This is a genomic window from Kitasatospora sp. GP30, from assembly GCF_029892145.1.
GTDB classification, from domain to species: domain Bacteria; phylum Actinomycetota; class Actinomycetes; order Streptomycetales; family Streptomycetaceae; genus Kitasatospora; species Kitasatospora acidiphila.
The window spans coordinates 105,070-129,302 of the sequence record NZ_JARZAH010000001.1; the positions used below are offsets into that span (position 1 = coordinate 105,070).

A 24,233-nucleotide genomic window follows, 5' to 3' on the forward strand; every position below is an offset into this window, starting at 1 on the left:
ATCGGCGGGACACCACGTTCGGTCGAGGCCGATCGAGTGGTCCCGAGGGGTGGGCGATCGCGGGCCGTCGGGTGCGCCTAAGGATTCTTACCAGTTCTTCAGGCAGGCCCTTACGGCAACCAGATCGGGCATGGGAAAAACTATGGGCCAAGGTCCTGTCAGCGATGGAGGTCGTCCGTGAGCACCGAGCACGAGAGTGGTTCCACCGGGCCGCAGGGGGAGCAACTCTCCAGCGGTCACGGCGAGCCGGGGGGCACTCCGGCGGTCGGTGGTGCGGCGGCGCCGGGCACCGGCGAAGTGACGCCGACGGTGGCGTTCGGCAAGGTGCCGGCTCCCGAGGCGGAGCCGGCCGCGCCGGCTGACAAGACGATGGCGTTCGGCCGGGTGCCGGCCCCCGAGGCTCCCGCCGCTCCGGTTGGCGAGCCCACCGTCGCCGAGGGCCTGAGCGCGCCCGAGTACATCGACGCGCCGCCGCCCGCCGCGCCGGGTGCCGGCTCCGGATACGTGGACGCGCCGCCGCCGGTGCTGCCGCCCGCCCCGGCTCAGCCGGCGCCTGCCGTCGAGCCCCTGGCCGTGGAGCCCCTGGCCGTGGAGCCCACGGTCGTGGAGCCCCCGCTCAACCCGTACGCGACGCCCGCGGCCGCCGCCGACCCCCGGGTCGCCCCGCAGATCACCGCCGGTGTGCCGGCCGGGTCCCCGCAGGAGCCGCACCACCCGTTCGGCGCCGGCCACCCGGTCGGCGAGGGCTGGGGCGGCGCCCCCACCGCCCCGGGCGGCCCCGGCTACCCCGGTGGCCCCGGCTACCCCGGCGGCCCGGGCGGCGACTACCCGGGTGGTCCGGGCGGCGAGTACTCGGGTGGTCCGGGCGGCGAGTACCCCGGCGGCTGGGGCCAGCCGGCCCCGCGCAAGAAGGGCAAGGGCGGCCTGGTCGCCCTGATCGCCGCGATCGCCCTGGTGGCGGGCCTGGCCGGCGGTGTCGCGGGCGCCGCGATCAAGGGCGGTGACTCGTCGAGCAACGCGGGCAGCAGCCACAACAGCACCACGGTCTCGGTGAACGGCGGCAGCCAGGCGTCCAACCGGGCGCCCGACTCGGTGGCCGGGATCGCCAACAAGGCGCTGCCCAGCACCGTCACCATCAAGGCCGAGGGCAGCAGCGAGTCCGGCACCGGCACCGGCTGGGTCTTCGACACCGAGGGCCACATCCTGACCAACAACCACGTGGTCGCCCCGGCCCAGGGCGGCGGCAAGCTGACCGTCAAGTTCTCCGACGGCACCACCTACCCCGCCTCCGTGGTCGGCCAGGCCAAGGGCTACGACATCGCCGTGGTCAAGTTGGACAACCCGCCGGCCGGCAAGCTGGTCCCGCTCCCGCTGGGCGACTCCGACCAGGTGCAGGTGGGCGACACGACCATCGCCATCGGCGCCCCGTACGACCTGGAGGGCACCGTCACCTCCGGCATCGTCAGCGCCAAGAACCGCCCGGTCCAGTCCGGCGACCAGGCCGGCAACCAGACCTCGTACATGATGGCGCTCCAGACCGACGCCTCGATCAACCCCGGCAACTCCGGCGGCCCGCTGCTCAACGGCCAGGGCGCGGTGATCGGCGTCAACTCGGCGATCCAGTCCAACTCCAGCGGCAGCGGCCAGGCCGGCAGCATCGGCCTCGGCTTCGCCATCCCGATCAACCAGGCCAAGCGGGTCGCCCAGATGCTGATCAAGACCGGCACCCCGGTCTACGCCACCCTCGGCATCCTGCGCAACGACGACTACCAGAACGGCGACGGCGCCCAGGTGCAGACCCAGTCCATCCAGGGCACCCCGCCGGTCACCCCCGGCGGCCCCGCCGACAAGGCCGGCCTCAAGGCGGGCGACGTCATCACCAAGCTCGGCGGCGTGCAGATCGACGGCAGCCCGGCCCTGGTCGCCACCATCTGGACGCACTCCCCTGGTGACCAGGTCCAGGTGGACTACACCCGCAACGGTCAGGCCAGCACCACCACCGTCACCCTCGGCAGCCGCTCCGGCGACACCAACTGACCCACCCGGTGCACCGGGCCGCCAAACCCGGTGCACCACACCCCCTTGGACCCGTTAGGCTGACCTCCGCCTGGGAGAGCTGCCCGAGCGGCCTAAGGGAACAGTCTTGAAAACTGTCGTGCGGTGACCCCGTACCGTGGGTTCGAATCCCACGCTCTCCGCTGGTAGGCGAAAGCCTGGTCAGGGCGGGTACCGGTGACATGCCGGTGCCCGCCTTTTTCGTATCGGAGGGGGATTCTCTTGAGGCGCAGCAACGTGCTCAGACGGACCGCCGTGGCGCTGCTCAGTGCCGCCGCGCTGGCGGTCACCGCGCCGGCCGCCACCGCCGCCGCGCCGGCCCCGAAGGCCGCTGCCACGGCGACGACGGACACGTTCCTGGGGAGCGGGCAGCAACTGCTGCCGGGGCAGAGCCTGACCAACGGTGAGTCGGCCCTGGTGATGCAGGGCGACGGCAACCTGGTGATGTACCTGCTCGGCCCGACCGGTAACCACGGCCCGGCCATCTGGTCCAGCGGCACCTGGGGCCACAGCGGCGCCTACGCGTACATGCAGCCCGACGGCAACCTGGTGGTCTACCTGCAGGGCCGGACCGACTCGTCGGCCGCGCTGTGGAGCACCAACAGCTGGGGCCACCGGGGTGCCAAGGCCCAGCTGCTGAACGGCTGGTTCTGCGTCTTCAGCAACGGGTTCCTCTGGCAGACCAACACCGGACTCCTGCCGGCCATGGGCGGAGCCCCGGATGCGGGGAGCATCATCGACGGGCACGCGGGTATCGGGCCCGGCCGGTGGATCGAGTCGAAGTCGGTCTGGCTGCTCAACCAGTCCGACGGGAACCTGGTGCTCTACCGCAAGCGCGACGGCGCGGCGCTGTGGTCCAGCGGGACCCAGGGTCAGCCTGGCGCGTGGTTGTTCATCCTGAACAACACCGGCGTGCTGTACCTCTTCAACCCTGACAACGGCCGGACCAACTGGACCACGCCGGACTTCCACAGCCCCAATGACTACGCCAAGGTGCAGGACGACGGGAACTTCGTGGTCTACCGCGCCGGCGGCGGCCCGACCACCGGCGGCGCCCTGTGGTCCACCGGGACCTGGGGCAACTGGTAACCGGCGACGCCGTATTGCCCCGGCCCCTGACCTGCGACGACGGTCAGGGGCCGGGCGTTCCGGCCGAGTCGGATCTTCAGGTGGTCTTCAGGTCCGCCTGACATATTGGCGGCCATGACGACTGCTCAACTCCGGCCGAGTGAGTCGGCCACATCCGCGCGGGCCGTGCTGAGCAAGGTGCCCGAGGTCACGGCGCTGTTCTGGGTGGCCAAGGTGCTGACCACCGGCATGGGGGAGACCGCGTCGGACACCCTGGCGAACTCGCTGGGGCCGATCCCGGCGGTGGGGCTGGGCGGCCTCGGCCTGCTGGTGGCCCTGGTGCTGCAGTTCCGGGCGAAGCGCTACGTGCCGGTGGTGTACTGGTTCGCGATCGTCATGGTCAGCGTCTTCGGCACCATGGCGGCCGACGGGCTGCACGTGGTGGTCGGGGTGCCGTACCCGGTGTCGGCGTCGCTCTTCCTGGTGTCGCTGGTGGTGATCTTCGCCTGGTGGAAGAAGGCCGAGGGCACGCTGGCCATCGACAGCGTCCGGACGAGGCGCCGGGAGCTCTTCTACTGGGCCGCGGTGCTGGCCACCTTCGCGATGGGCACCGCCGTCGGCGACCTGACCGCGTACGGCTTCAACCTCGGCTGGCTGGAGGGCGCGCTGCTGTTCGCGGTGGCGATCGCGCTGCCGGCGCTGGCGCACTGGCTGCTGCGACTGAACGCGGTGCTGGCCTTCTGGCTGGCCTACATCCTGACCCGGCCGCTGGGCGCCTCGCTCGCCGACTGGCTGGGCGCGCCCAAGGAGCACCACGGCCTGGGCTACGGCTACGGTCCGGTGACCGCCGTGCTGACCGTGGTGATCGTGCTGGTGGTGGCCTACCTGCAGGCCACCCACGGGCGGCAGAAGCGCAAGCACGCCTGACCCACTCGCGCCGCAGGGCGCGTAGGCTCCGTTCCGTCCTCGGATCCGGCACGACCGAACCGAACGGAGCCCGTGATGAGCGAGTTGACCACCCGGCTGCTGGCCGGCCTCCCGGACTCCGCGGTGGTCGTGGACCCGGCCGTGACCGCCGCCTACCGGCAGGACATGGCCGGGTTCTGCGCGTCCGGGGAGCCCGCGGTGCTGGTCTTCCCGAGCACCGTGGAGCAGGTGCGGCACGTGCTGCGGACCGCGAGCGAGCTGCGGGTCCCGGTGGTGCCGCAGGGGGCTCGCACCGGGCTGTCCGGCGCGGCCAACGCGGTGGCCGGCTGCATCCTGCTGTCGCTGGTGAAGATGAACCGGATCCTGGAGCTGGACCCGGTGAACCGGCTGGCCGTGGTGGAGCCCGGCGTGGTCAACGCGGTGCTCTCCCGGGCCGCCGAGGAGTTCGGCCTGAGCTACCCGCCGGACCCGTCCAGCTGGGAGTCCTGCACCATCGGCGGCAACATCGGCACCGGCGCCGGCGGGCTGTGCTGCGTCAAGTACGGGGTGACCAGCGAGTACGTCCTCGGCCTCGACGTGGTGCTGGCCGACGGGCGGCTGCTGCGCACCGGCCGGCGCACCGCCAAGGGGGTGGCCGGCTACGACCTGACCCGGCTGTTCGTGGGCTCCGAGGGCACCCTCGGGGTGGTGGTCGGCGCGGTGCTGGCGCTGCGCCCCAAGCCCGCCCCGCAGTTGGCGCTGGCGGCCGAGTTCGCGGATCCGGGGGCGGCCTGCGCGGCGGTCAACGCGGTGGTGGAGGCCGGCTTCACCCCGTCGCTGATGGAGCTGATGGACGGCGTGGTGGTGCGGGCGGTCAACAAGCTGGGCCGGATGGGGCTGCCGGAGTCCACCCGGGCGCTGCTGCTGGTGGCGTTCGACGGGGCCGAGCCGCAGCGGGAGTTGGCGGCGGTGGCCGAGCTGTGCCGCAAGGCGGGGGCCACCGAGGTGGTGCCGGCCGCGGACCGGGCCGAGTCGGAGCTGCTGCTGGCGGCCCGCCGGCTGGCGCTGCCCGCGCTGGACACCCTGGGCACCACGATGGTGGACGACGTGGCGGTGCCGCGCTCCCGGCTGGCCGACATGCTGGCGGGGGTGGCCCGGATCGCCGAGCGGTGCGGGCTGACCATCGGTGTGGTGAGCCATGCGGGCGACGGCAACACCCACCCGGTGGTGGTCTTCGACGCGGCCGACGCCGACCAGACGGCCCGGGCCCGGGAGTCCTTCGACGAGATCATGGCGCTGGGGCTGGAACTGGGTGGCACGATCACCGGGGAGCACGGCGTCGGGCTGCTGAAGAAGGAGTGGCTGGCCCGGGAGTTGGGGCCGGTCGGGCTGGAGCTGCAGCGGCAGCTCAAAGGCGTGTTCGACCCGTTGGGGATCCTGAATCCGGGCAAGCTGTTCTAGCCGTTCGCGCTGATGTCGGGTGGTTTGGCCGGCTGGGCTCACGCGATCGAGGGAATCGGACGGCGGGCACTGGAAGTCGGCGGCCGGATTGCCCAGGCTGGATTTCGGCGTCGCAGCCCGCAGGAGTTCGTCTGGCCGCGAACTCCCGCACCAGCTAACCGAATTCGTGGAGGATTTCGCATGGCTCGCATCCGCATGGCGCGGACGATCGCCGCACTCGCCGCGGCCCCGCTCGCCGCGGGTCTGCTGCTGGCCGGCGCCGGCGCCTCGTTCGCCGACGACGGTGCCGGCTCCTCGGGCAACTCCAATGCCGGCGTGGTGTCCAGCGTGGGCAGCGGCAACATCTTCGGCGGCGTCGACGGCAACGCCAACTCGACCCAGCAGGTGGCCACCGGCAGCGGTGCCTCCAACCAGAACAACACCCTGGGGGTCAAGGGCAACTCCGGGGTGGTCTCGACCGACCAGGGCAACCGCAACGTGGACATCACCTTCGCGCCGATCAACCCGCAGTAGCCGATCAACCTGCAGTAACCGACGTCCGCCGACGAGCCGTCAGTCGTGGCGGCTCGTCAGCGTTGCCCCGGCGCTCGCGCCGACCACGCAGGCGATGCCCAGCAGCTGGGCCCAGCCGAGCAGTTGGCCGAGCAGCAGGAACCCGACCAGGGTGCTGACCGCCGGCTCCAGGCTGAGCAGGATGCTGAACACCCTCTCCTGCAGCCGCCGCAGCGCCGACATCTCCAGCACGTAGGGGATCACCGGCAGCAGCATCGCCACCCCGGCGGTGGCCAGCAGCAGCTGACCGGGGTGGGCGGAGCCGGCCAGCCCGTGCCAGGCCTCGGCGAGCCCGAACGGCGCCAGCACCGCCGCGCCCACGGTCATCGAGACGGCCAGCCCCTGGAAGCCCGGGAAGACCGCGCCCACCTTGTTGGTGGCCACGATGTAGCCGGCGTAGCAGGCGGCCGCCGCGCTGCCGTAGCCCAGGCCCAGCGGGTCGAGGGCGTGCCCGCCGCCACCGCCCCCGCCGAGCAGGGTGAGCAGCGCCACCCCGCCCGCGGCAAGCACCGCCCAGGCGAGGTGGCTCGCCCGCCGCGCGTGCATCAGCGCCACCGCGAGCGGCCCGAGGAACTCCAGGGTCGCCGCGGTGCCCAGCGGCAGCCGGGAGGTGGCCAGCGCGAAGAACAGGGTCATCCCGGCCGAGGCGGTGCCGAGCAGCGCCGCGGCGGCCAGATCGCGGGCGCTGCGGCCGCGCAGCCGGGGCCGGGTGGCGGCCAGCAGCACCGCGGCGGCGCAGCACAGCCGCAGGAACGAGGTGCCCATCACCCCGAGCGGGCCGAACAGGTGTGTGGCCAGGGCCAGTCCGGTCTGCAGGACGACCATGGCCAGCACGCAGAGCAGCGGGGCCGGTGCCCGCCCGAGCACGCCGCCGTCGGCCGGGGCGGCGGCCCCGGTGGCCGAGGCGGACGGGATGGAGGGGGCGGCTGGTTCGCGATGGTCGGTGGTGGACACCAGCCGAGTCTGACGTCAGGACCATAAGCCTGACAAGCCCCTGTCTTAGAACGTGATACAAAGACATGAGCTGTTCATCTGACTGTCCGTCACGAGATCGGTGGCTAGCCCGAACGGGTGGAGATCGGGGGTGCTCCGGTGTCGCTCGGCCTGCTGCCGGAGGCGGGCGGCCAGGCTTGAGGAATGCTGCGCTACCTGCGTCCGGCGGCCGCTTCTGCCGCCGTCCTGGTGCTGCTGGTTGCCAACGACGCCAGCGCCCATCGACTGCCCGCCGCCCTGGCCGGGGCGATGGCCCGACCCGCCGCCACGAGTGCGACCAGGCACCGGGTCACGGTGCTCGCCGATCCGGGGTGGGCCAGGCTGACCATCGAGCCGCACACCGTGTTCACCGGCAGCGGCTTCGACGCCTGCTCCGCTCCGCCGCTGGACGCGATGCGGGTCTGGCGCGGCGCCTCGCCGTACGGCGCGGTCGGCATCTACACCAGCGGCAGCCAACGAGCCTGTGCGCAACCCGAGCTGACCAGGGAGTGGGTGCGCGAGGCGCGGGCCCTCGGCTGGCGGCTGATGCCCACCCACGTCGGCCGCCAGGCGCCGTGCGCGGACCGGCCGGACAAGCCGGACAAGATCGACCCGGACAACGCGGTGGCGCAGGGGCAGGAGGAGGCGGCCGAGGCGGTGCACCGCGTCCGGGTGCTCGGATTGGGCCCGGGCACGCCGGTCTACCTGGACATCGAGGCCTACCAGCCGGGCGACCCCGACTGCGCCAAGGCGGTGATCGACTTCACCGAGGGCTGGACCCGGGCGCTGCATCTGGCGGGCTACTTCTCGGGCTTCTACTCCAGCGTCGACTCCGGCATCACCGACCTGGCGGACGCCGCCCGGGCCGGTGCGGCCCCGCTGCCGGACGCCGTCTGGTACGCCCGCTGGGACAACCGCAGCTCCACCGACGGCTCCGGCGCGCTGGACGCCGACCAGTGGCCCGAGCACCGCCGGGCGCACCAGCTGACCGGCAGCAAGGCGCAGACCTGGGGCGGTGTCGAGCTGGACGTCGACACCGACCAGCTCGACACCCTGGTGGCGCGTTAGCCCTGCTGCGGGAAGAGCACCTGGGCGGCGTGCTTGGTGTCCAGGTACTCCTCGACGCTGGTGATCCGGCCCTGCGCGACGGTGAAGATGCCCAGGCAGCGGTTGGCGTACTGCCCGCCGCCGGCCGCGACGCCGTCGGCCTTCCACGCGGCGACCACCTTGTCGCCGTCGGCCAGCACGCTGACCAGCGTCACCTTGGGCGCGCCGCCCGGGGCGAACAGGCTGCCGGCGCCGACCAGGAAGTCGTCCACGATGGCGTCGCGGCCGGTCCACACCCGGCTCAGCGGCAGGTCACCCGGGTAGTGCCAGGTCGCGTCCTCGGCGAAGCTGGCCCGGATCACGTCCAGGTCGCCGTCGATGACCGCGTTGACGTACCGGATGACGACGGCCTTCGGGTCGAGCTCGGTCATTGGTCCAACTCCTTCGTAGAAAAGATCAGTTGACGGTCAGTACAGCATTGCCGCGGATCTGTCGGCCGCGCAGGTCGGCGAGGGTGCGCGGGGTGTCGTGCCAGTCCCGCACGGTACCCAGCTCGGGGTGCAGCCGGCCTTCGGCGGCCAGGCGGACCAGGGTGGCGAGGTCGGCGCCGTCCGGCTCGTCCACGTCGGCGTAGCTGAACTGCCGGATGGTGGCGCTGGTCGGGCCGTTCAGCAGGGCGAAGAAGTCCAGGGTGGCGGGTCGGCGGCTGGCCTGGCCGAACCAGAGCAGCAGTCCGCGCTTGGCCAGCCGGTCCAGCGCGATCGGCAGGTCGGCGCCGCCGGTGGACTCCAGCACCAGGTCGAACGGCCCATCGGCGTCAGCCACTTGGTGCACCACCCGGGCCGCGCCCAGCTCGCTCAGCCGGTGGCCGCGCTCGGCCGAGGCGGTCACCGCGGTCAGCTCGGCGCCGGCCGCGGCGGCCAGCTCGGTCAGATAGTGGCCGACGCCGCCGGAGGCGCCGGTGAGCAGGATCCGCCGGCCCGCCAGGTGGCCGGTGTGCCGGGCGGCGGTGCGCAGCAGCCGCAGCGCGGTCAGGCCGGCCAGCGGCAGCGCGGCTGCCTGGACCGTGCCCAACTGCTCGGGCAGCACCGCCAGCTGGCCGGTCGGCACCGCCACGTACTCGGCCCAGCCGAGCGCCGGCGGGTGGCCCACCACCCGGGAGCCGACCGGCGGACCCGAGCCGTCCGGTGCGGCCTGCACCACCAGCCCCGCGACGTCCTTGCCGGGCCGCCAGTCGCCGCCGGGCGGACGCTCCAGCTGGAAGGTCTCGCCGCGGTTGACCGAGTAGGCCTCGACCTTGACCAGGGCCTGGTCGGGACGCGGTGCCGGCTCGGCGACCTCGGTGAGGCGGACGGTGGCCGCGGCGTCGCGGGTGGCGGTGAACGCCTTCATCTCTGGCTCCTCCGTGCGGTGTTGACGTGACCACCCTCCCGCCGCGAGACGGCACCGGTCCAACAACCACCGGGCGGCCTTGACAACCGCTGGTTGTCGGCGAGGATGGGCGTCGTGGATCTTGACCCGGCCCAGTTGCGGGCCTTCCTGGCCGTCACCGAGCAGCACCACTTCGGCCGCGCGGCCCAGGAGTTGGCGATCACTCAGCAGGCCCTCTCCAAGCGGATCGCCCGCCTGGAGGCGACGCTGGGCGAGCGGCTGCTGGACCGGGACGGTCGGGGAGCGGTGCCAACCGCCGCCGGAGAACGGCTCATTGAGCCGGCCCGCGCGGTGCTGGCGGCCTGCGCCGCAGCCGTCACCGCGGTGCGCGGCTCGGCCGCCCCGCTGCGGCTGGACGTCTGGGGCCACCTGTTCGCCCCGCTGCGCACGGTGGGCGCCGTGGCCGTCGAGCCGGGCGCGGTGGAGATCGGACACGGCCGCGACCTGCCCTCGGTGCTGGCCGCCCTGCTGCGCGGCGAGATCGACGCCGGCTTCGGCCGCCACCACCCGCTGCCCGACGGCCGGGACCGCGAACTCGCCCACCGCCTGGTCAGGTTGGAGCCGGTGGACGCCGTGGTCGGCCCGGACCACCCCTTGGCCGACGCCACCTCGCTGACACCGGCCGACCTGCGGGCGAGCCAACTCCTGCTCCCCGCCGCGCTGGTCCGCCTGGAGTTCCTGCAACGCTTCGCCGAGCGCTTCGAGTTGACCTCACTCGCCGTGGAGTCCAACCTCGGTGCCGAGCACTTCCTGGCCCACCTCGCCGCCACCCCGACCGCCGTCACCCTGCTCCCCGCCGACGTGCCGCTGCCCGCTGCCACCCCGGGCCTGCGCACCATCCCGCTGGTCGACCCCACCCCCCTCTACGCCTGGTCCCTGGTCTGGCCCAAGCGCACCCCCCACCCCGGCATCCCCGCCCTGCTGCACGCCTTCGCCGAAACGGGCCGGCATCGCCGCTGGCTGGAGTACCACCCGGAGCGCGACTGGCTCCCGGAGGCGGAGTCCGCCGAGCTGCGGGCGGCCGTCCGCTGAGCCGCATGTCTCATTCCGCCCGAACCTGCTGACATCGGGCGCCCGGCGGGTCCAGAATCGGCACTTGGGCCGCGCGGCTACCGGTGGGTAGCCCGGCGCGGCACCTGGCAGAGCAGCCCGGTCAAGGAGGCCCACCGCGTGTTCAGCACCATGCAGGACGTACCGCTCACCGTTGCCCGCATCCTGGAGCACGGGTCAACCCTCCACGGGCGGGCCACCGTCACCACCTGGGACGGCACCGGCCCCCAGGTCCGCACCTTCGCCGAGGTCGGCGCCCGGGCCGCGCAGCTCGCCCACGCGCTGCGGGACGAGCTGGACGTCACGCCGGAGCACGTCGTCGGCAGCCTGATGTGGAACAACGCCGACCACCTGGAGGCGTACCTCGCCGTCCCCGCGATGGGCGGCGTGCTGCACACGCTCAACCTGCGGCTGTCGGCCGCGCAGTTGGCGTTCATCGTCAACCATGCCGCCGACCACGTGATCATCGTCAGCGGCAGCGTGCTGCCGCTGCTCGCCGCGGTGCTGCCGCAGCTCACCTCGCTCAAGCACATCGTGATCAGCGGCCCGGCCGACCGCTCGCTGCTGGCCGGCTTCACCGGCAGTGTGCACGAGTACGAGGAACTGATCGCCGGGCGGCCCACCGACTACCCGTGGCAGAGTGAGATCGACGAGCGCAGCCCGGCGATGATCTGCTACACCTCCGGCACCACCGGCGACCCCAAGGGCGTGGTCTACAGCCACCGTTCGATCTTCCTGCACTGCCTGCAGGGCAACGCGGCCGCCGCCTTCGGCCTGACGCCGGCCGATGTGGCGCTGCCCGTGGTCCCGATGTTCCACGTGGCCGCCTGGGGCATCCCGTACGCCGCCTTCATGTCCGGTGCGGGCCTGCTGATGCCGGACCGGTTCCTGCAGCCGCAGCCGCTGGCCGCGATGATCGAGCAGGTCAAGCCCACCGTCAGCGCCGCCGTGCCGACCATCTGGAACGGCCTGCTGGAGGAGCTGGACCACCCGACCGGCCGTCAGCAGCCCTACGACGTCTCATCGCTGCGCCAGGTGGTGATCGGCGGCTCGGCCTGCCCGCCGGCCCTGATGCGCGCCTTCCAGGAGCGCCACGGCATCCGGGTGGTGCACGCCTGGGGCATGACCGAGACCTCGCCGCTGGGCACCTTCGGCCTGCCGCCGGCCGGGCTGGACGAGGAGCAGCAGTGGCACTACCGCGCGATGCAGGGCGTCTTCCCCGCCGGGGTGCAGGCCCGCCTGATCGGCCCGGGCGGCGAGCGAGTGCCGCACGACGGCCACAGCGCCGGTGAGTTGGAGGTGCGCGGGCCGTGGATCGCCGGCGCCTACTACGGCGGCGCGGGCAACGAGCCGGAGCGCCCGGAGGACAAGTTCACCGAGGACGGCTGGCTGCGCACCGGCGACGTCGGCACCATCACCCCGGACGGCTTCCTCACCCTCACCGACCGGGCCAAGGACGTGATCAAGTCCGGCGGCGAGTGGATCTCCTCGGTGGAACTGGAGAACCAGCTGATGGCCCACCCGGAGGTGGCCGAGGCCGCCGTGGTGGCGGTGCCGGACGAGAAGTGGGGCGAGCGCCCGCTGGCCGCCGTGGTGCTGCGCCCGGACGCCGCCGTGGACCTGCCCGGCCTGCGGACCTTCCTCGCCGGGCGGGTGGCCTCCTGGCAGCTGCCGGAGCGCTGGACGCTGGTCGAGTCGGTGCCCAAGACCAGCGTCGGCAAGTTCGACAAGAAGGTGATCCGCGCCGACTACGCGGCCGGCCGCCTGGACGTCGTCCGGGAGGACGGCAAGAGCTGAGCCGCCGAACCCCGTGCCGCGCCCCGGTCCGACCGAGGCGCGGCAACAATGGTTGACTGACCGTCAAACAGCGTGCTGACGCTGCCCGTTGACCCCGTCCAGTTCGCCGATCCGGCCCAGCAGGTCGACTATCCGCTGCTGCACGTCCGGACTGGTCGAGCGCTCGGCCAGGAAGAGCACGGTCTCCCCGGTGCGCAGCCGGGGCAGCTCGGCCGGATCCAGGTCCACCGAGGTGTAGACCACCAGCGGGGTGCGGTGCAGCCGGTCATTGGCCCGCAGCCAGTCCAGCAGGCCCAGTTGGCGCCGCTGGATCCGCAGCAGGTCCATCACCACCAGGTTGGGCTGCACGCTGCTCGCCTTGGCGACCGCTTCGTCCTCCGTGGCCGCGTGCTCCACGTGCATGCCGCGCCGCTCCAGGCTGGCCGTGAGCGCCGCCGCGATGTCCGGGTCGCCCTCCACCAGCAGCACCCGGGCCGCGTGGTGCTCGCTGTCCTTGGGCGCCAGCGCGCGCAGCAGCACCGCCGGGTCCGCGCCGTACGCGGCGTCCCGGGTGGCCTGCCCCAGGCCGGCCGTGACCAGCACCGGCACCCGGCTGTTCAGCGCCGCGGTGCGCAGCGACTGCAGCGCGGTGCGGGTGATCGGGCCGGTCAGCGGGTCGACGAAGAGCGCGGCCGGATAAGCGGCGACCTGGGCGTCCACCTCCTCGCGGGAGCGGACTATCACCGGGCGGTAGCCGCGCTCCTGGAGCGCCTGCTTGGTCGACGGATCGGGCTCCGGCCAGACCAGCAGCCGCCGCGGCCGGCCATCCGCCGCCGGGCTGACCATGGGCGAGTAGTCCGGGTACTCGGGCAGCCGAGGGGCGGCGGCCGGGGCGGCGCCCTCGTCCTCACCGGTCAAGCGGGGCAGCTCGCTCTGGCCGGGCGCGGGCAGCGCGGGGGCCAGGGCGGCGACCGGGCGGGGCGGGGTGCGCTGCTCCAGCGGGGCGGCCGGGGCCGGAAAGGCGCTGCCGAAGTGCCCCCCGGGGCGGGGCGGGGCCAGCTCGGCCAGGCCGCTGCCCACCGGCCGGGCGGGGGGTGCGGGCGGCGTCGGCGCGTCAGTACGGGCCGGCAGCTGGGTGGCCGCACCGGCTTCGGTTGGCCGGGCGGGCTCCAGTGCCATCGGACCGGAGCCGCCGGTCTGTCCGGCGCCACCGGACTGTCCGGCGAGACCGATCTGTCCGGCACCACCGGTCTGTCCTGCGCCCGCCGACTGCTCGCCGCCCGGCAGACCGAGCCGGCGACGGCGACCGGTCGGGGCCGGCGCCTCGGCGACCGGGGTGCGCGGCTCGGTCGGCAGGGCGTTCTCCAGGCCGGGGTAGACGGGCAGAGCCGAGGCACCACCGGCCAGCGCCTGCTCCAGACCGGGGTACGGCTGCGCCGCGGGCACGGCGGGCCGGGCGGGCTGCTCGGTGGCGGGCGCCCGCTCCGGCAGGGCCCGCCGGCGGCGCGGGCTGCTCGGCGCGGGCTGCTCGGCGGGCTGCTGCGGCTTGGTCAGGTCGACCGGTGCGGACTCTCCCCCAGCCATGGGGGTCCCCCCGGCCGGAGGCTGGGGGGCGCTGGGAGGTGCGCCCAGGCCCGCAGCCGCCGCCTCGGCCTCGGCGGGCTCCGCCTCGGCCGACTTCGCACCGGCGGAACCCACCAGGGCGTCCACCATCTCCGGCGGCAGGTCGGGCAGCACGGCGGTGTCGGTCTCGCGCGGCACCTGGTGCCCGCCGTTCGCGGAGCGGGCCGCCGCCGCCTCGGCCGCGGCATCGTCCAACGGCAGTTCCACCACATAGGTGGTGCCGCCACTGGGCAGCTCATGCGGCTGGAGCACGCCGCCGTGCCGCTCCACCAGGTCCCGGGCGATCGGCACGTACACCTTGCTGCCGCCCTTGCCCGGACCGCGGATCTCGACCCGGGCCATGTCGGCACGCTGCGCGGCGGCCACCACCACCATCGGAGCCTCGCCGCCGTCGGCCACCGAGCCGGTCAGCGCGACCCCGCTGACGTCCGCCACCAGATACGCCAGCGCCTGGGCGAGCCGCTCCTGGTCGGCGGTCAGTTCGACGGAGCCGGCGTGCACCGAGAAGCGCAGCCGGCCGGGGCCGACCAGCCGACCCGCCTGCTCGACGGCACCGGTCACCAGCGTCTCCAGCGAGGTGGGCGCGCGGTGCAGCTCCTGCTCGGGGCCGTCGGCCTGCTGGTGCGCCAGCACGCCCTCGATCAGCACCCCGAACCGCCGGCAGTCGTCGGCCAGCGCCCGCAGCATCCAGTTGGCCTCCGGCCACAGCTGCCCGGCGGGGTCTGCGGCCAGTCTGTCGATCCGGTCGCGAAGCGCCTGCAGGGCGCCGCTGACCTCGGTCTCCAGCACCGCGCTCAGATGCTCGGCGCGGGCCGTCAGGGCCAGCTCCTGGGTCCGGTCGGTGAACGTCATGACGGCACCCACCAACTGGTCGCCGTCCCGCACCGGAGCGGTGGTCAGGTCGACGGTGACCGGGCGGCCGTCCTTGCGCCACAGGGTGGCGCCGCGCACCCGGTGCTTGCGGCCGGACGACAGGGTGTCGAGCAGCGCCGACTCGTCCGCGGCCAGCGGAGTGCCGTCGGCCCGCGAGTGCTGGACCAGGGTGTGCAGCTCGCGGCCGCCCAACTCACTGGCCCGGAAGTCCAGGATGTGCGCCGCGGCCGGGTTGACCAGCACCACCCGGCCTTCGAGGTCCACGCCGAGCACGCCCTCGGCGGCGGCCCGCAGGATCATCTCCGTCTGCTTGTGCTGGCGGCGCAGCTCCGCCTCCACGCCGAGCCGGCCGCTCAGGTCGCGCACCATGAGGAGCAGGAGGTCGTTGGCGCTGGAGCCGGTGCGGTACGGGTCGTACGGCGCCGGCGGGGAGAACGCGTAGCCGCGGCCCTCGGAGGCGCCGTCATCGGCGAAGTCGTTGCCGAGCACCTCACACGGGAAGCTGCTGCCATCGGTGCGGCGGGCGGTCATCCGGACCGGCTTGGCGGCCTCGTCGGTGTCCTTGGGGACGGGGCGCATCGAGCCGGGGATCCGGCTGGGGTCGAATTCCGGCAGCAGGTCGAGCACCCCACGGCCGATCAGAGAGGTACCGGGTGTCTGCATCGCCTGCACGGCCGCCTGGTTGGCGTCCACCACGGTGCCGTTGCTGTTCACCAGCAGGAGGGCATCGGGCAACGCGTCGAGTATCGCGGCGAGGCGAGCAGCGCCTCGGATCGGCCTGCTGCTCACGTCGAAGGTCTCCTCACGACTCACGACTTGCAGCCGGCCGCGGTGGACCGGGTGCCTGGCGGAGTTTGGAGTATCCCATTGTTTTTGCCGAGAGCACGACCTGCCTAGTAACGTAACCAGCGGTTGGTGTCGGAGCCCCGAGCTGTGGCATCATCGCATGCACGCGGTCGCAACCGGAGACGGTTCGATCGGGTGGATGGAGGCTTCGCCTAGTCCGGTCTATGGCGCCGCACTGCTAATGCGGTTTCGGGGTTATTCCTGATCGAGGGTTCAAATCCCTCAGCCTCCGCCAGAAGGGCCCCGTCGACTTCGGTCGGCGGGGCCCTTGGCGTTCCAGGCCTGTTCGCGGGGCCCTAGCCGCCTGCGGGGTGGCCCGGAACAACCGATTTCGCCCCAGGTCGGCGTTCATGTAATGTTGTCCCCGCACCGCCCCGGTGGCCACAAACTGCCAGGGCGAGCGCTCATAGCTCAACGGATAGAGCACTTGACTACGGATCAAGAGGTTGCAGGTTCGAATCCTGCTGAGCGCACCAACCCCCGCTCGCGGCCCCCGTGGCCGTCCGAGCGCTCATAGCTCAACGGATAGAGCACTTGACTACGGATCAAGAGGTTGCAGGTTCGAATCCTGCTGAGCGCACCACCCCGAAGGCCCCTCGCCCCAAGCGAGGGGCCTTCGGCGTTCCGGGGGCATGCGCTTGGGGATCGCCCACCTGAGCCCCGGCCCCGGCGCGCGGGATCCGCCTCGCCCCGGCCGCCGTGCTGCTCGGGCTCGCGGTGGCGCCCGGTGTCAGGGCGAATCGGGCCCCGGCCAGCCGGCCCGCCACAGCGCCCGGCTCGCGGTGGCCGGTAGCAAGGCAGCGGCCAGTACCAGCGCCAGCAGCGCGAGCGTGCCGCCGGGAGAGAGCCGGGCGAGCAGCAGGCCGGCCCCCAAGGTGCCGGCCGGGATGCCGAGCATCACGGCGGTCATGGTGGCGGCGATCACCCGGCCGCGCAGTTCGTCGGGGACCTGCTGGAAGATCAGCACGTCCAGCATGACGCGCAGGGCGGGCATCGCCAGGTTCGCCGCAGCCAGGGCGAGGAAGACCGTGGGCGCCCCACCCGGCAACAGCGGTGCGAGCAGCAGCGGCACGCAGAGCCAGGCTGCGCCAAGCAGCAGCCGCCCGGGCCCGGCCAGCCGGTGCAGTCGGCCGACCAGGAGGGCACCGGCGAGCGCGCCGACCGCCTCACCGGCCAGTGTGAGCCCGGTACCGGCACCACCGACGCCGCGATCGCGCAGCAGCACGATCACCGCGAGCGTCATTGCGGAGCCGACCAGGTTGAGCGGGATCGCGACCCCCAACGTGGCACGCAGCACCGGCGCGGCCAACAGCAACCGCAGCCCAGCCCACGAGCCCGCGGCCGGTTCAGCGTGGTGGGGCAAGTCGGCGGGGTCGACTTTGCGGTCTGCGCGTGGGTGGCTCGGATGCTTGTCGCGGGTAGTCGGGAGCCCGAGCGCCGGGCGTGCGGGCTCGGCGGGGTCAGCGGCTGGGTGGCGTGGAACGTTGACGGGGTCGACTTTGCGGTCTGCGCTCGGGTGGCTCGGACGCTTGTCGCGGGTAGTCGGGAGCCCGAGCGCCGGGCGTGCGGGCTCGGCGGGGCCAGCGGCTGGGTTGCATGGAACGTCGGCGGGATCGACTTCCCGGTGCCTCGGCTGCTTCTTAGGGAGTGTCACTTGGGTGGGGTGGCGTGGGAAGTCGGTGGGGTCGACTTTGGGGTCAGCTCCACGGTGGCCTGGCTGCTTATAGAGGAGTAGGTCGATGGCGCCGCTTTCCCGGTCCGCTCCTTGCTGGCCCAGCTGCTCGCTGCGTGGTGCCGCCGGGGCGGGGTCACGTCGGACGTCGGCGCCGCCGACCTCCTGCCCCCCTTCGCGGCGACCCACCTGGTCAGCGAGCCGCCCCGCGCAGGTGGTTGGGCCGCCATCGGAACCTGGGAAGTCGACCCCGCCGACTTCCCCCTCCCCTTCCGCCACCGCCCCTACCACCCTGCGCCCGTCGAAGCGCACCAGGCAGGTGGCCAGGACGGCGAGCAGCGACCCGAATGCGATGGCCATGGCCGGGAGTGCCTGCCCGGCTGCGAGCAGCAGGCCGGCCAGCGGTGGGCCGAGTAGGGCGGCGGTGCTGCCGCGCAGTTCCTCGCGAGCCAGGGCCTGCCCCAGCTGGGCGGGCGGCACCACCGCGCGGATCGCCAGGGTGCGGACCGGGCCGCCGTATGCGGCCGCGGCACCGGTCACAGCGGCAGCCACCAAGGCGTGGGGCAGCGTCAGCTGATGAGCGATCAGGGCCACCGCCATGCTCGCGGCGGTGAGGAAGCGCACGGCGTCGGCGGCCAGTAGCACGCGCCGCCGGTCGCGCCGGTCGGCCACCGCGCCGCCGTGCAGTCCGCACAGCAGGGTGGCGCCGAGCCCCACCGCACCGAACGCGCCTGCCGCGGTGGGTGATCCGGTGAGCTGCAGCAGGAGCAGCGGGTAGGCGGTGTCGGCCAGTCGGGCGGCGAGTGAGGCGGCGGCGGAGCCGGTCCACAGCAGCTGGAAGCGGCGGTTGGAGCGCAGCGGTAATACGGAATCGTGAACGTTCACCATAGAGTGAATGGTTACCCTCAAGTGAGCATGCTGGCAACCCCTGAACCCGTGTCAGACTGGCCCGATGCAGGAGAGGCCCGAACCACGCCTGGTGGACGATGTCGCGACGCTCAAGGCGCTGGCCGACCCGGTCCGGCTGGCGATCCTGAGCGTCCTGCGCCGCCACGACCCGCAGCCGCTCACGGCGAAGGAGCTGGCCACCGAGCTGGACGAGCCGCAGACCAAGCTCTACCGCCACCTCAAGCAGTTGGAGAAGGTCGAGCTGATCGAGGTGGCCGGCACCCGGCTGGTCTCCGGCATCGTGGAGAGCCGCTACCGGGCGCGCCAGACGGGCCTGAGCCTGGCCCCTTCGATCTTCGCGGCCGGTACGCCCGAGCGGCCGGAGGCACTGGCCGCGCTGCTGGCCGCCATGGATGCCTTTCGGCGGGACTTCGAGCAGGACTTCCTGAACGACCGGATCGACCTGACGCTCCCCGAAGACGGAGCCCCCGGATTCTTCGCCCACAGCACGTTCCGGCTCACCCCCGAGCACGCGGCCCGGCTGCGCGTGGGGCTGCGCGAGCTGCTGGCCGAGGCGACCCGCGACGAGGTGGGCCCCGGGGAGGACGGGGTGGAGGTCAAGCTCTTCGCCATCCTCTACGGCGGGCAGCCGTAGCGCGGCCGTACGGGTGGTTCGCCGACGCCACCAGCGAGTGGCTCGGCTGACTGGACGTTAGATCGTGATTCCTTCTTGTCACATCGTGTGCACAGGAGGGTCCCATGACCGCGAGCTCGCCACGGACCGGCCGCCCCCACCGTCATCGGCGCAGCCGTCGGCGCCGTCGGACCGTGGTGGTCGCGGCCGCGCTGACGACCGGCCTGGGCCTGGGCTTCGGCTGGCTGCAGACCGTCTCGCAGGCGCAGCAGACTCCGCCGACCTGGACCGACGGCCACCACGCCGTGCTGCGCTCCGGGCTGGGCGTGGACCTGACGTTCGCCCCGGCCCCCGGGGTGACCGGCCGCGCCGGCGCCGGGACGCTGGGCAGCGCCGCGCCGTACACCGACGGCGTCGACGCCAGCACAACCGCCGAGCTGTTCCGGATGACCGAGGACCACCCCGCGGCGGACGGCTCCTGGCGCACCCTGGGCACCCTGCGGCTCACCTTCTCCCGCCCGGTGCGCAACCCCCGCCTGCACCTCAGCGGGCTGACCGGCAGCGCCGGCGGCACCTCCTCGGCGCTGCGGCTGACCGTCACCGGCGGCACCCCGAGCGCCCCGGCGCCGGCCACCCGCTCGCCCTGGCGCGGTTGGACGGTGGCCGGCGGCGCATTCGGCCCGGCAGCTGAGGACGGCACGGCGGACGCCACGCTCGACCCGGCCGGCAGCCTGGAACTGGACGGCACCTTCACCACCGCCACCCTGCGCGTCGACCGGCGCGACACCGCGGCGCCCGGCAGCAGCGCCGCACCGCCGGCGCTGCACCCCGCCGTCACCGTGACCGTCGACGAGGCGCTGGGCAGCGCACCCGCGAGCTACGGCGACGCCTCGCACGTGATCTCCGACCTGTTCCTCGGCAGCGACGCGATCGGCCCGGCCCCGCGCACCGGCCTGGCCAACCGCAGCCGGCATCCGCAGCCGGCGCCGCCGCAGCGCGTGGTGGAGTTCCGACCCGGCCGCGCCGAGCACACCGCCAACGACCCGGCGCTGAGCTTTCCGGTGTCAGTCCAGGCCGGCCGCTACTACGACGTGACGGTGCCGGTCAGCCCCGGGCCGGCCGGCGCCACCCTGGCCGGCTGGATCGACTTCCGCCACGAGGGCAGGTTCGACAGCGCCGAGCGCGCCCAAGTGGAGGTGGCGCGCGGCGCGGGCAGCGCGACCCTGGAGTGGCTGGTGCCGGCGGACGTGTCCTCGGGCGACACCTGGGCCCGGCTGCGGATCGCCCGCGACCCGGCACAGGTGGTGGCACCGGACGGGCCCGCCGACGCGGGGGAGGTCGAGGACCAGGCCGTTCACCTCCGTGTCACGGCCGCCAAGCCGGAGATCACCAGCCCGGTGGCCGGCGCACGGACCGGCGACCAGAAGCCCGACGTCAAGGGCGACAGCGGGGTGCCGGGCGGCTCCGTGCTGGTGAGTGACGGCGCGACGCCGGTCTGCCAGGCGCCGGTCGCCAAGGACGGCAGCTGGGACTGCCGCCCCGACACGCCGCTGGCACCCGGCGACCACCACCTGGCGCCCGCCGAGGCCAGCGGGAACGGGACGGCCGACACCGGCGCCCCGGTCGGGCTCGCGGTCGACACCGCGCCGCCGTCCGCACCGAAGCTCACCGTGCCGGCGTACACCAACGACCCCGAGCAGCCGATGACCGGTACCGGCGGGCCCGGCTCGATGATCGTGGTCACCGACGGCGGGTCCGACAACGAGGTGTGCCGCACGGCGGTCCGGGCCGACCGCTCCTGGAGCTGCCTGCCGGTGGAAGACCTCAGCGAGGGGTCGCATCAGCTCACCGTCACCGCGTCGGACCTCGCCGGTCACACCAGCGCGGGCGGCACGGCCACCATGATCGTCAAGACCACGACACCGGCGAAGCCGGTGATCACCGCGCCCGGATCGGGCCAGGACGTGCACGAGCTGCGCCCCCAGCTGGCCGGCAGCGCCGACGCCGGGACTTCGGTCACGGTGACCGACGGCGGGACCGGTCCGCTCTGCTCGGCGGTCGCCGCGGTGGACGGCAGCTGGAGCTGCCGCGCCCAGCGCGACCTGGGGCAGGGCGACCAGGTGCTCACGGCCACGGCCGTGGACCAGGCCGGGAACGCGACGGTGGGCGACCCGGTGCGGGTGCACGTGGTGCCGGCGCCGGTGCCGGCGACCGGGAACGCTTCGCCGGGTGGCGCGGGGACCGGCTCGCCGACGGCGCAGGCCTCGCCGGGTACGGGCACCCAGCCGACCGCGGGTCCGTCGCCGAGTGCGGGCGGTGCCTCGCCGAGTACGGGTCCCTCGCCGAGCGCGTCCGGTCCCTCGCCGAGCGCGTCCGGTACCTCGCCGATCACGGTCCCGCTCCCGGGGTCAGGCAGCATCTCGGTGGTGGCGGCGCCCCCGAGCATCGTGATCATCGTGCCGAGCGTCGCGGGTTCCCCGAGCGCGAGCTCCGCCCCGAGCGCGGCAGGCGCCCCGTCGAGTGCGGTCGCCTCGCCGAGCGTCGGCGCCCTGTCGAGTGCGGCAGCCAGTCCGAGCGGGAGTGGTGCCACGAGCCGTGCCGCAGTGGCGGCCGCCGTCCCCAGCGAGGGCGCCGGCTCGGCCCTGGGCGGCAACGTATCGGGGAGTGCCACCCCGGCCGCTACCGCCGAGGCGTCGGCGGCGAGCCCGTCGGCATCCGGTGCGCCTGCTGACTCCCCGGCGGGGTCGGCGGCCGTCCCGGTGCAGGTGCCGACTGTGCGGCCCGGTGCGGCGCCCGCATCCCCCCAGGTGACCTCGTCGGCATCCGCCGCCGTCCCGTCCGCCACGGCATCGAGCGGCTCGCCGGCGCCCGTTGTCGCCGATCAGACCACCGCTGCCTCCTCGCCCACCGCCGTCGAGCCGGTGGCGCAGGCCGACGCGCTGCCGCCGCCCGCGGATCGGTTGACGGGGGGTCATGCCTCGCTCGGTGGCTGGCGCGCGGCGACGTGCGGAGTGTTCCTGATCCTGGCCGGCCTGACCCTGATCGCCCGGCGCATGGTGGTTCGCCGGCCGGACGACCGGCGGGGCTGAATCCCGTGGGCTTCCGCCGTCCGCCGAACAGGTGGGGGGAGCCTCCCTTCCGGGTGGGCGGCGGGAGCTGTCGGAGCGTCAGTGAGCTGGCACTTCATCAGCGGATGCACCAAAAATACCTTTCGACACGCCATCACCCAAATGTCGCATTTACTGACCTATGTACTTAGCCTGGGCTTTCGCACTGTCCGTCAGATCCGGTCGGCAGTGCCTGCCGCGCCGACCCTGAGGAACCTCCGCATGGACGCCCAACGCGATTCCGCCCGCCGCCCGCTCGCCGGGGCGACCTCGTTGCCCAGGGTGGCCCTCCCGAACACCGAGTCCCCGATCGCGGAGGACCCTGCCCCGATCGCCCAGGCTCCGATCGCCGAGGGCCCCGCCCCCACCGAGCCGCAGCCCGTCGTCCGTCCACAGCCTGTGGACAGCCGGGCCGAGGTGGCCGCCCGCCGCCCGCCGAAGGTGGCCCCGGGGCTGCGGGAACGGCCGGCGCTGGTGCTGCCGGGCTGGGTGGCGCTGCTCGCCGTGCTGCTGGCGCTGGGCTCCGCCGCCCTGGTGCTGACCCGGGTCGGGGTGATCCCGCGCTTCGGGGGCTCGCCCGATCTGCGGACCGCGGCCGCCCAGGAGGCCGACGGCGCGGTGGTGACCGACACCGCCTTGGTCGCGGTGACCGCCGCAGGCCTGGTGGTCCTGGTCTCGCTGGCCGGCCTGCTGGCCAACGGCAGCGGTGAGACCCGGGTGCTCAGCCGCTGGGGCCGCTACCGGGGCACCATCCGGCGAGCCGGGCTGGTCTGGGTCAACCCGATGCTGCGGCGGCGCCGGGTGGACGTCAGGCTGCGGCACTGGCGCAGCGAGCCGGTGCCGGTGACCGACCGGGCCGGGATCCCGATCGTGGTCCGGGTGCTGGTGGTCTGGCGGATCAAGGACACCGCCCGGGCGGTCTACGCGGTCGGGGACCACGAGGCCTACCTGCGCGAGCAGATCCACGCGGTGCTGACCCGCACCGCGAGCACGCTGCCCTGCGACAGCAACTCCACCCCCGGCCCCGCGCTGCGCGACGGGCAGTGGTTCGCCGACGAGCTCAGCCGGGGGCTGGCCGCCGAGGTGGCGCCCGCCGGTCTGGAGGTGTTCTCGGTGCAGCCGGTGGCGCTGGACTACGCGCCCGAGGTGGCCGAGTCGATGCGCCGCCGCCGGCTGGCCGACCTGGACGCGAGCCTGCGCACCGTGCTGGTGGACGACGCGGTGGAGGCGGCCGCCCTAGCGGTCCGCCGACTGGAGCGGGCCACCGCTCAGGAACTCGACGAGGCGGCCCGTAGCGCGCTGATGGAGCAGCTGCTGGTCGCGTTCGTCGCACCCGCCGGGGTGGCGAGCACGCTGCTCGGCACCATCCCGGCACCGGCCGCCCGGGCAGCCACCGCGGTGGGCGTCCCCAGGGACTCCCGCAACGGTGCCCACAAGGAAGGGAATCGCGCGTGAAGATAGCCACCGAACCCGGACTGATCGGCTTCGAGGAACGGATCGGCGAGCTGCCGGTTCCGCAGGGCTGCGACTGCCGGTTCTGCCGCTCGCGGGCGAGCACGGCATGGCTGCGGAGCAGCCTGCCGGCCGCGCGGGCGAGCCGAATACCGCAGCTCAAGGGGGTCCGGGGGCCTGTCTGGCGACCACCGTGCCGGCCGGGGCCGGAGTGATCGGCCTCGGGCTCGGCGCGGCCACCACGCCGATCGGCTCCGGCCGGCTGCGCCGCGGTGACCTGATCTTCTGGTCCGGCGACGGCCGCGCCTCGGGCATCCACCATGTGGCGATCTACCTGGGGAACAACCAGTACGTCGAAGCCCCGCGTCCCGGCAAGCAGGTCCGGATCTCCACCCTCAGCAGCGGGTACTACCCGACCCACATGGGCCGCCCGTAGTCCGCGTCAATCCGCCATCCGAGCTACGGCGTTCCCGTTCACACCGATGGACGGGAACGCCCGGCCGTGTTCCCGGAGAACGGCGGGTGGCCGGTACCGATCCGGGGACGCTGAGTCACTCCGGCGAGGGGTCCGGGCTGTCCCGGAGCCCCGGCCATTGGTTAGAGTCCCGTCCCATGGCTGAGAACAACTACGAAGACAACGCCGGCAACACCCAGATGTTCCGGGCCTTTGTGGAGACCCCGCCGGCCCAGGAGCGGGCCAACGTCTCCGTGCACCGCAGCAGCAGCGGCGGTGGCGGCCGGACCGGGATGATCGCGTTCGGTGCGATCGTCGCGGTGGTGGTCGTGGTCGCGGTGGTCTGGCTCGCCGTCAAGTAAAACG

Annotated in this window: 18 protein-coding genes and 4 tRNA genes; 17 read left to right on the forward strand and 5 right to left on the reverse strand. The window is 73.7% G+C overall.

Annotated elements, in window-relative coordinates:
* Positions 1-177: 177 nt before the first annotated feature.
* From P3T35_RS00500 to P3T35_RS00525, 6 genes are all read left to right on the forward strand, one after another.
* The gene (locus P3T35_RS00500) at positions 178-2,037 is read left to right on the forward strand and encodes a trypsin-like peptidase domain-containing protein (RefSeq protein ID WP_280703944.1); all 1,860 of its coding nucleotides are present in this window, start codon (positions 178-180) and stop codon (positions 2,035-2,037) included.
* Positions 2,038-2,110: 73 nt separating this feature from the next.
* Positions 2,111-2,198 (forward strand) — tRNA-Ser (locus tag P3T35_RS00505).
* A gap of 94 nt (positions 2,199-2,292) precedes the next feature.
* Complete coding sequence (locus P3T35_RS00510) at positions 2,293-3,144, forward strand: hypothetical protein (protein ID WP_143676831.1); 852 nt, start codon at positions 2,293-2,295, stop codon at positions 3,142-3,144.
* 114 nt (positions 3,145-3,258) lie between these two features.
* Positions 3,259-4,050: a hypothetical protein gene (locus P3T35_RS00515; RefSeq protein WP_101380849.1), complete on the forward strand. Its 792-nt coding sequence runs from the start codon at positions 3,259-3,261 to the stop codon at positions 4,048-4,050.
* 75 nt (positions 4,051-4,125) lie between these two features.
* Entirely contained in the window at positions 4,126-5,490 is a 1,365-nt protein-coding gene (locus P3T35_RS00520; RefSeq protein WP_101380850.1) for an FAD-linked oxidase C-terminal domain-containing protein, read from the forward strand.
* A gap of 180 nt (positions 5,491-5,670) precedes the next feature.
* The gene (locus P3T35_RS00525) at positions 5,671-6,003 is read left to right on the forward strand and encodes a hypothetical protein (protein ID WP_101380851.1); all 333 of its coding nucleotides are present in this window, start codon (positions 5,671-5,673) and stop codon (positions 6,001-6,003) included.
* A 39-nt stretch (positions 6,004-6,042) separates the two neighbouring features.
* On the opposite strand, the gene P3T35_RS00530 is transcribed toward P3T35_RS00525, so the two are convergent.
* Positions 6,043-6,996, reverse strand: a complete 954-nt coding sequence (locus tag P3T35_RS00530; RefSeq protein WP_218976685.1) for an EamA family transporter — start codon at positions 6,994-6,996, stop codon at positions 6,043-6,045.
* Positions 6,997-7,179: 183 nt separating this feature from the next.
* Between P3T35_RS00530 and P3T35_RS00535 the strand changes: the two genes are divergently transcribed.
* Complete coding sequence (locus P3T35_RS00535; protein ID WP_101380852.1) at positions 7,180-8,082, forward strand: glycoside hydrolase domain-containing protein; 903 nt, start codon at positions 7,180-7,182, stop codon at positions 8,080-8,082.
* Here P3T35_RS00535 and P3T35_RS00540 read toward each other — a convergent pair.
* Together P3T35_RS00540 and P3T35_RS00545 are read right to left on the reverse strand one after the other, a co-directional pair.
* Positions 8,079-8,492: a nuclear transport factor 2 family protein gene (locus P3T35_RS00540; RefSeq protein ID WP_101380853.1), complete on the reverse strand. Its 414-nt coding sequence runs from the start codon at positions 8,490-8,492 to the stop codon at positions 8,079-8,081. The genes P3T35_RS00535 and P3T35_RS00540 overlap by 4 nt on opposite strands.
* Positions 8,493-8,517: 25 nt before the next feature.
* A complete protein-coding gene (locus P3T35_RS00545; protein ID WP_101380854.1) occupies positions 8,518-9,453 on the reverse strand; it encodes a zinc-binding dehydrogenase in 936 nt (311 codons plus the stop codon).
* A 114-nt stretch (positions 9,454-9,567) separates the two neighbouring features.
* Between P3T35_RS00545 and P3T35_RS00550 the strand changes: the two genes are divergently transcribed.
* Both P3T35_RS00550 and P3T35_RS00555 read left to right on the forward strand, forming a co-directional pair.
* Positions 9,568-10,524, forward strand: coding sequence for a LysR family transcriptional regulator (locus P3T35_RS00550; protein WP_101380855.1), 957 nt, complete (start codon positions 9,568-9,570; stop codon positions 10,522-10,524).
* A 138-nt stretch (positions 10,525-10,662) separates the two neighbouring features.
* Positions 10,663-12,339, forward strand: coding sequence for a long-chain fatty acid--CoA ligase (locus P3T35_RS00555; protein WP_101380856.1), 1,677 nt, complete (start codon positions 10,663-10,665; stop codon positions 12,337-12,339).
* A gap of 63 nt (positions 12,340-12,402) precedes the next feature.
* On the opposite strand, the gene P3T35_RS00560 is transcribed toward P3T35_RS00555, so the two are convergent.
* Positions 12,403-15,603 carry a PAS domain-containing protein gene (locus P3T35_RS00560; protein ID WP_101380857.1) on the reverse strand — a complete coding sequence of 1,067 codons (3,201 nt, stop codon included), beginning with the start codon at positions 15,601-15,603 and terminating at the stop codon, positions 12,403-12,405.
* Positions 15,604-15,801: 198 nt separating this feature from the next.
* On the opposite strand from P3T35_RS00560, the gene P3T35_RS00565 reads away from it, so the two are divergent.
* From P3T35_RS00565 to P3T35_RS00575, 3 genes are all read left to right on the forward strand, one after another.
* A tRNA-Ser gene (locus P3T35_RS00565) sits at positions 15,802-15,895 on the forward strand.
* Positions 15,896-16,060: 165 nt separating this feature from the next.
* Positions 16,061-16,136 (forward strand) — tRNA-Arg (locus P3T35_RS00570).
* 31 nt (positions 16,137-16,167) lie between these two features.
* Positions 16,168-16,243: transfer RNA gene (locus P3T35_RS00575), tRNA-Arg, on the forward strand.
* A 147-nt stretch (positions 16,244-16,390) separates the two neighbouring features.
* Here P3T35_RS00575 and P3T35_RS00580 read toward each other — a convergent pair.
* Positions 16,391-18,220: an MFS transporter gene (locus tag P3T35_RS00580; protein ID WP_101380858.1), complete on the reverse strand. Its 1,830-nt coding sequence runs from the start codon at positions 18,218-18,220 to the stop codon at positions 16,391-16,393.
* A 64-nt stretch (positions 18,221-18,284) separates the two neighbouring features.
* Between P3T35_RS00580 and P3T35_RS00585 the strand changes: the two genes are divergently transcribed.
* The 5 genes from P3T35_RS00585 to P3T35_RS00605 all read left to right on the forward strand — a co-directional run bounded on the left by P3T35_RS00585 (position 18,285) and on the right by P3T35_RS00605 (position 24,229).
* The gene (locus P3T35_RS00585) at positions 18,285-18,875 is read left to right on the forward strand and encodes a helix-turn-helix domain-containing protein (protein ID WP_101380859.1); all 591 of its coding nucleotides are present in this window, start codon (positions 18,285-18,287) and stop codon (positions 18,873-18,875) included.
* Positions 18,876-18,979: 104 nt separating this feature from the next.
* On the forward strand, positions 18,980-21,943 hold the full coding sequence (locus P3T35_RS00590; RefSeq protein WP_107503357.1) for an Ig-like domain-containing protein: 2,964 nt from the start codon (positions 18,980-18,982) through the stop codon (positions 21,941-21,943).
* 240 nt (positions 21,944-22,183) lie between these two features.
* Entirely contained in the window at positions 22,184-23,416 is a 1,233-nt protein-coding gene (locus tag P3T35_RS00595) for an SPFH domain-containing protein (RefSeq protein WP_101380861.1), read from the forward strand.
* Positions 23,417-23,522: 106 nt separating this feature from the next.
* On the forward strand, positions 23,523-23,849 hold the full coding sequence (locus P3T35_RS00600) for an NlpC/P60 family protein (protein WP_101380862.1): 327 nt from the start codon (positions 23,523-23,525) through the stop codon (positions 23,847-23,849).
* Between the two features lie 176 nt (positions 23,850-24,025).
* Entirely contained in the window at positions 24,026-24,229 is a 204-nt protein-coding gene (locus P3T35_RS00605) for a hypothetical protein (RefSeq protein WP_101380863.1), read from the forward strand.
* Positions 24,230-24,233: the final 4 nt, after the last annotated feature.

Coding starts and splice junctions, on each gene's coding strand:
- P3T35_RS00515 (WP_101380849.1), top strand. CDS start 3,259: ATGACGACTGCTCAACTCCGGCCGAGTGAGTCGGCCACATCCGCGCGG.
- P3T35_RS00520 (WP_101380850.1), top strand. CDS start 4,126: ATGAGCGAGTTGACCACCCGGCTGCTGGCCGGCCTCCCGGACTCCGCG.
- P3T35_RS00525 (WP_101380851.1), top strand. CDS start 5,671: ATGGCTCGCATCCGCATGGCGCGGACGATCGCCGCACTCGCCGCGGCC.
- P3T35_RS00535 (WP_101380852.1), top strand. CDS start 7,180: ATGCTGCGCTACCTGCGTCCGGCGGCCGCTTCTGCCGCCGTCCTGGTG.
- P3T35_RS00540 (WP_101380853.1), bottom strand. CDS start 8,492: ATGACCGAGCTCGACCCGAAGGCCGTCGTCATCCGGTACGTCAACGCG.
- P3T35_RS00545 (WP_101380854.1), bottom strand. CDS start 9,453: ATGAAGGCGTTCACCGCCACCCGCGACGCCGCGGCCACCGTCCGCCTC.
- P3T35_RS00580 (WP_101380858.1), bottom strand. CDS start 18,220: ATGGTGAACGTTCACGATTCCGTATTACCGCTGCGCTCCAACCGCCGC.
- P3T35_RS00585 (WP_101380859.1), top strand. CDS start 18,285: ATGCAGGAGAGGCCCGAACCACGCCTGGTGGACGATGTCGCGACGCTC.
- P3T35_RS00590 (WP_107503357.1), top strand. CDS start 18,980: ATGACCGCGAGCTCGCCACGGACCGGCCGCCCCCACCGTCATCGGCGC.
- P3T35_RS00595 (WP_101380861.1), top strand. CDS start 22,184: ATGGACGCCCAACGCGATTCCGCCCGCCGCCCGCTCGCCGGGGCGACC.
- P3T35_RS00600 (WP_101380862.1), top strand. CDS start 23,523: ATGGCTGCGGAGCAGCCTGCCGGCCGCGCGGGCGAGCCGAATACCGCA.
- P3T35_RS00605 (WP_101380863.1), top strand. CDS start 24,026: ATGGCTGAGAACAACTACGAAGACAACGCCGGCAACACCCAGATGTTC.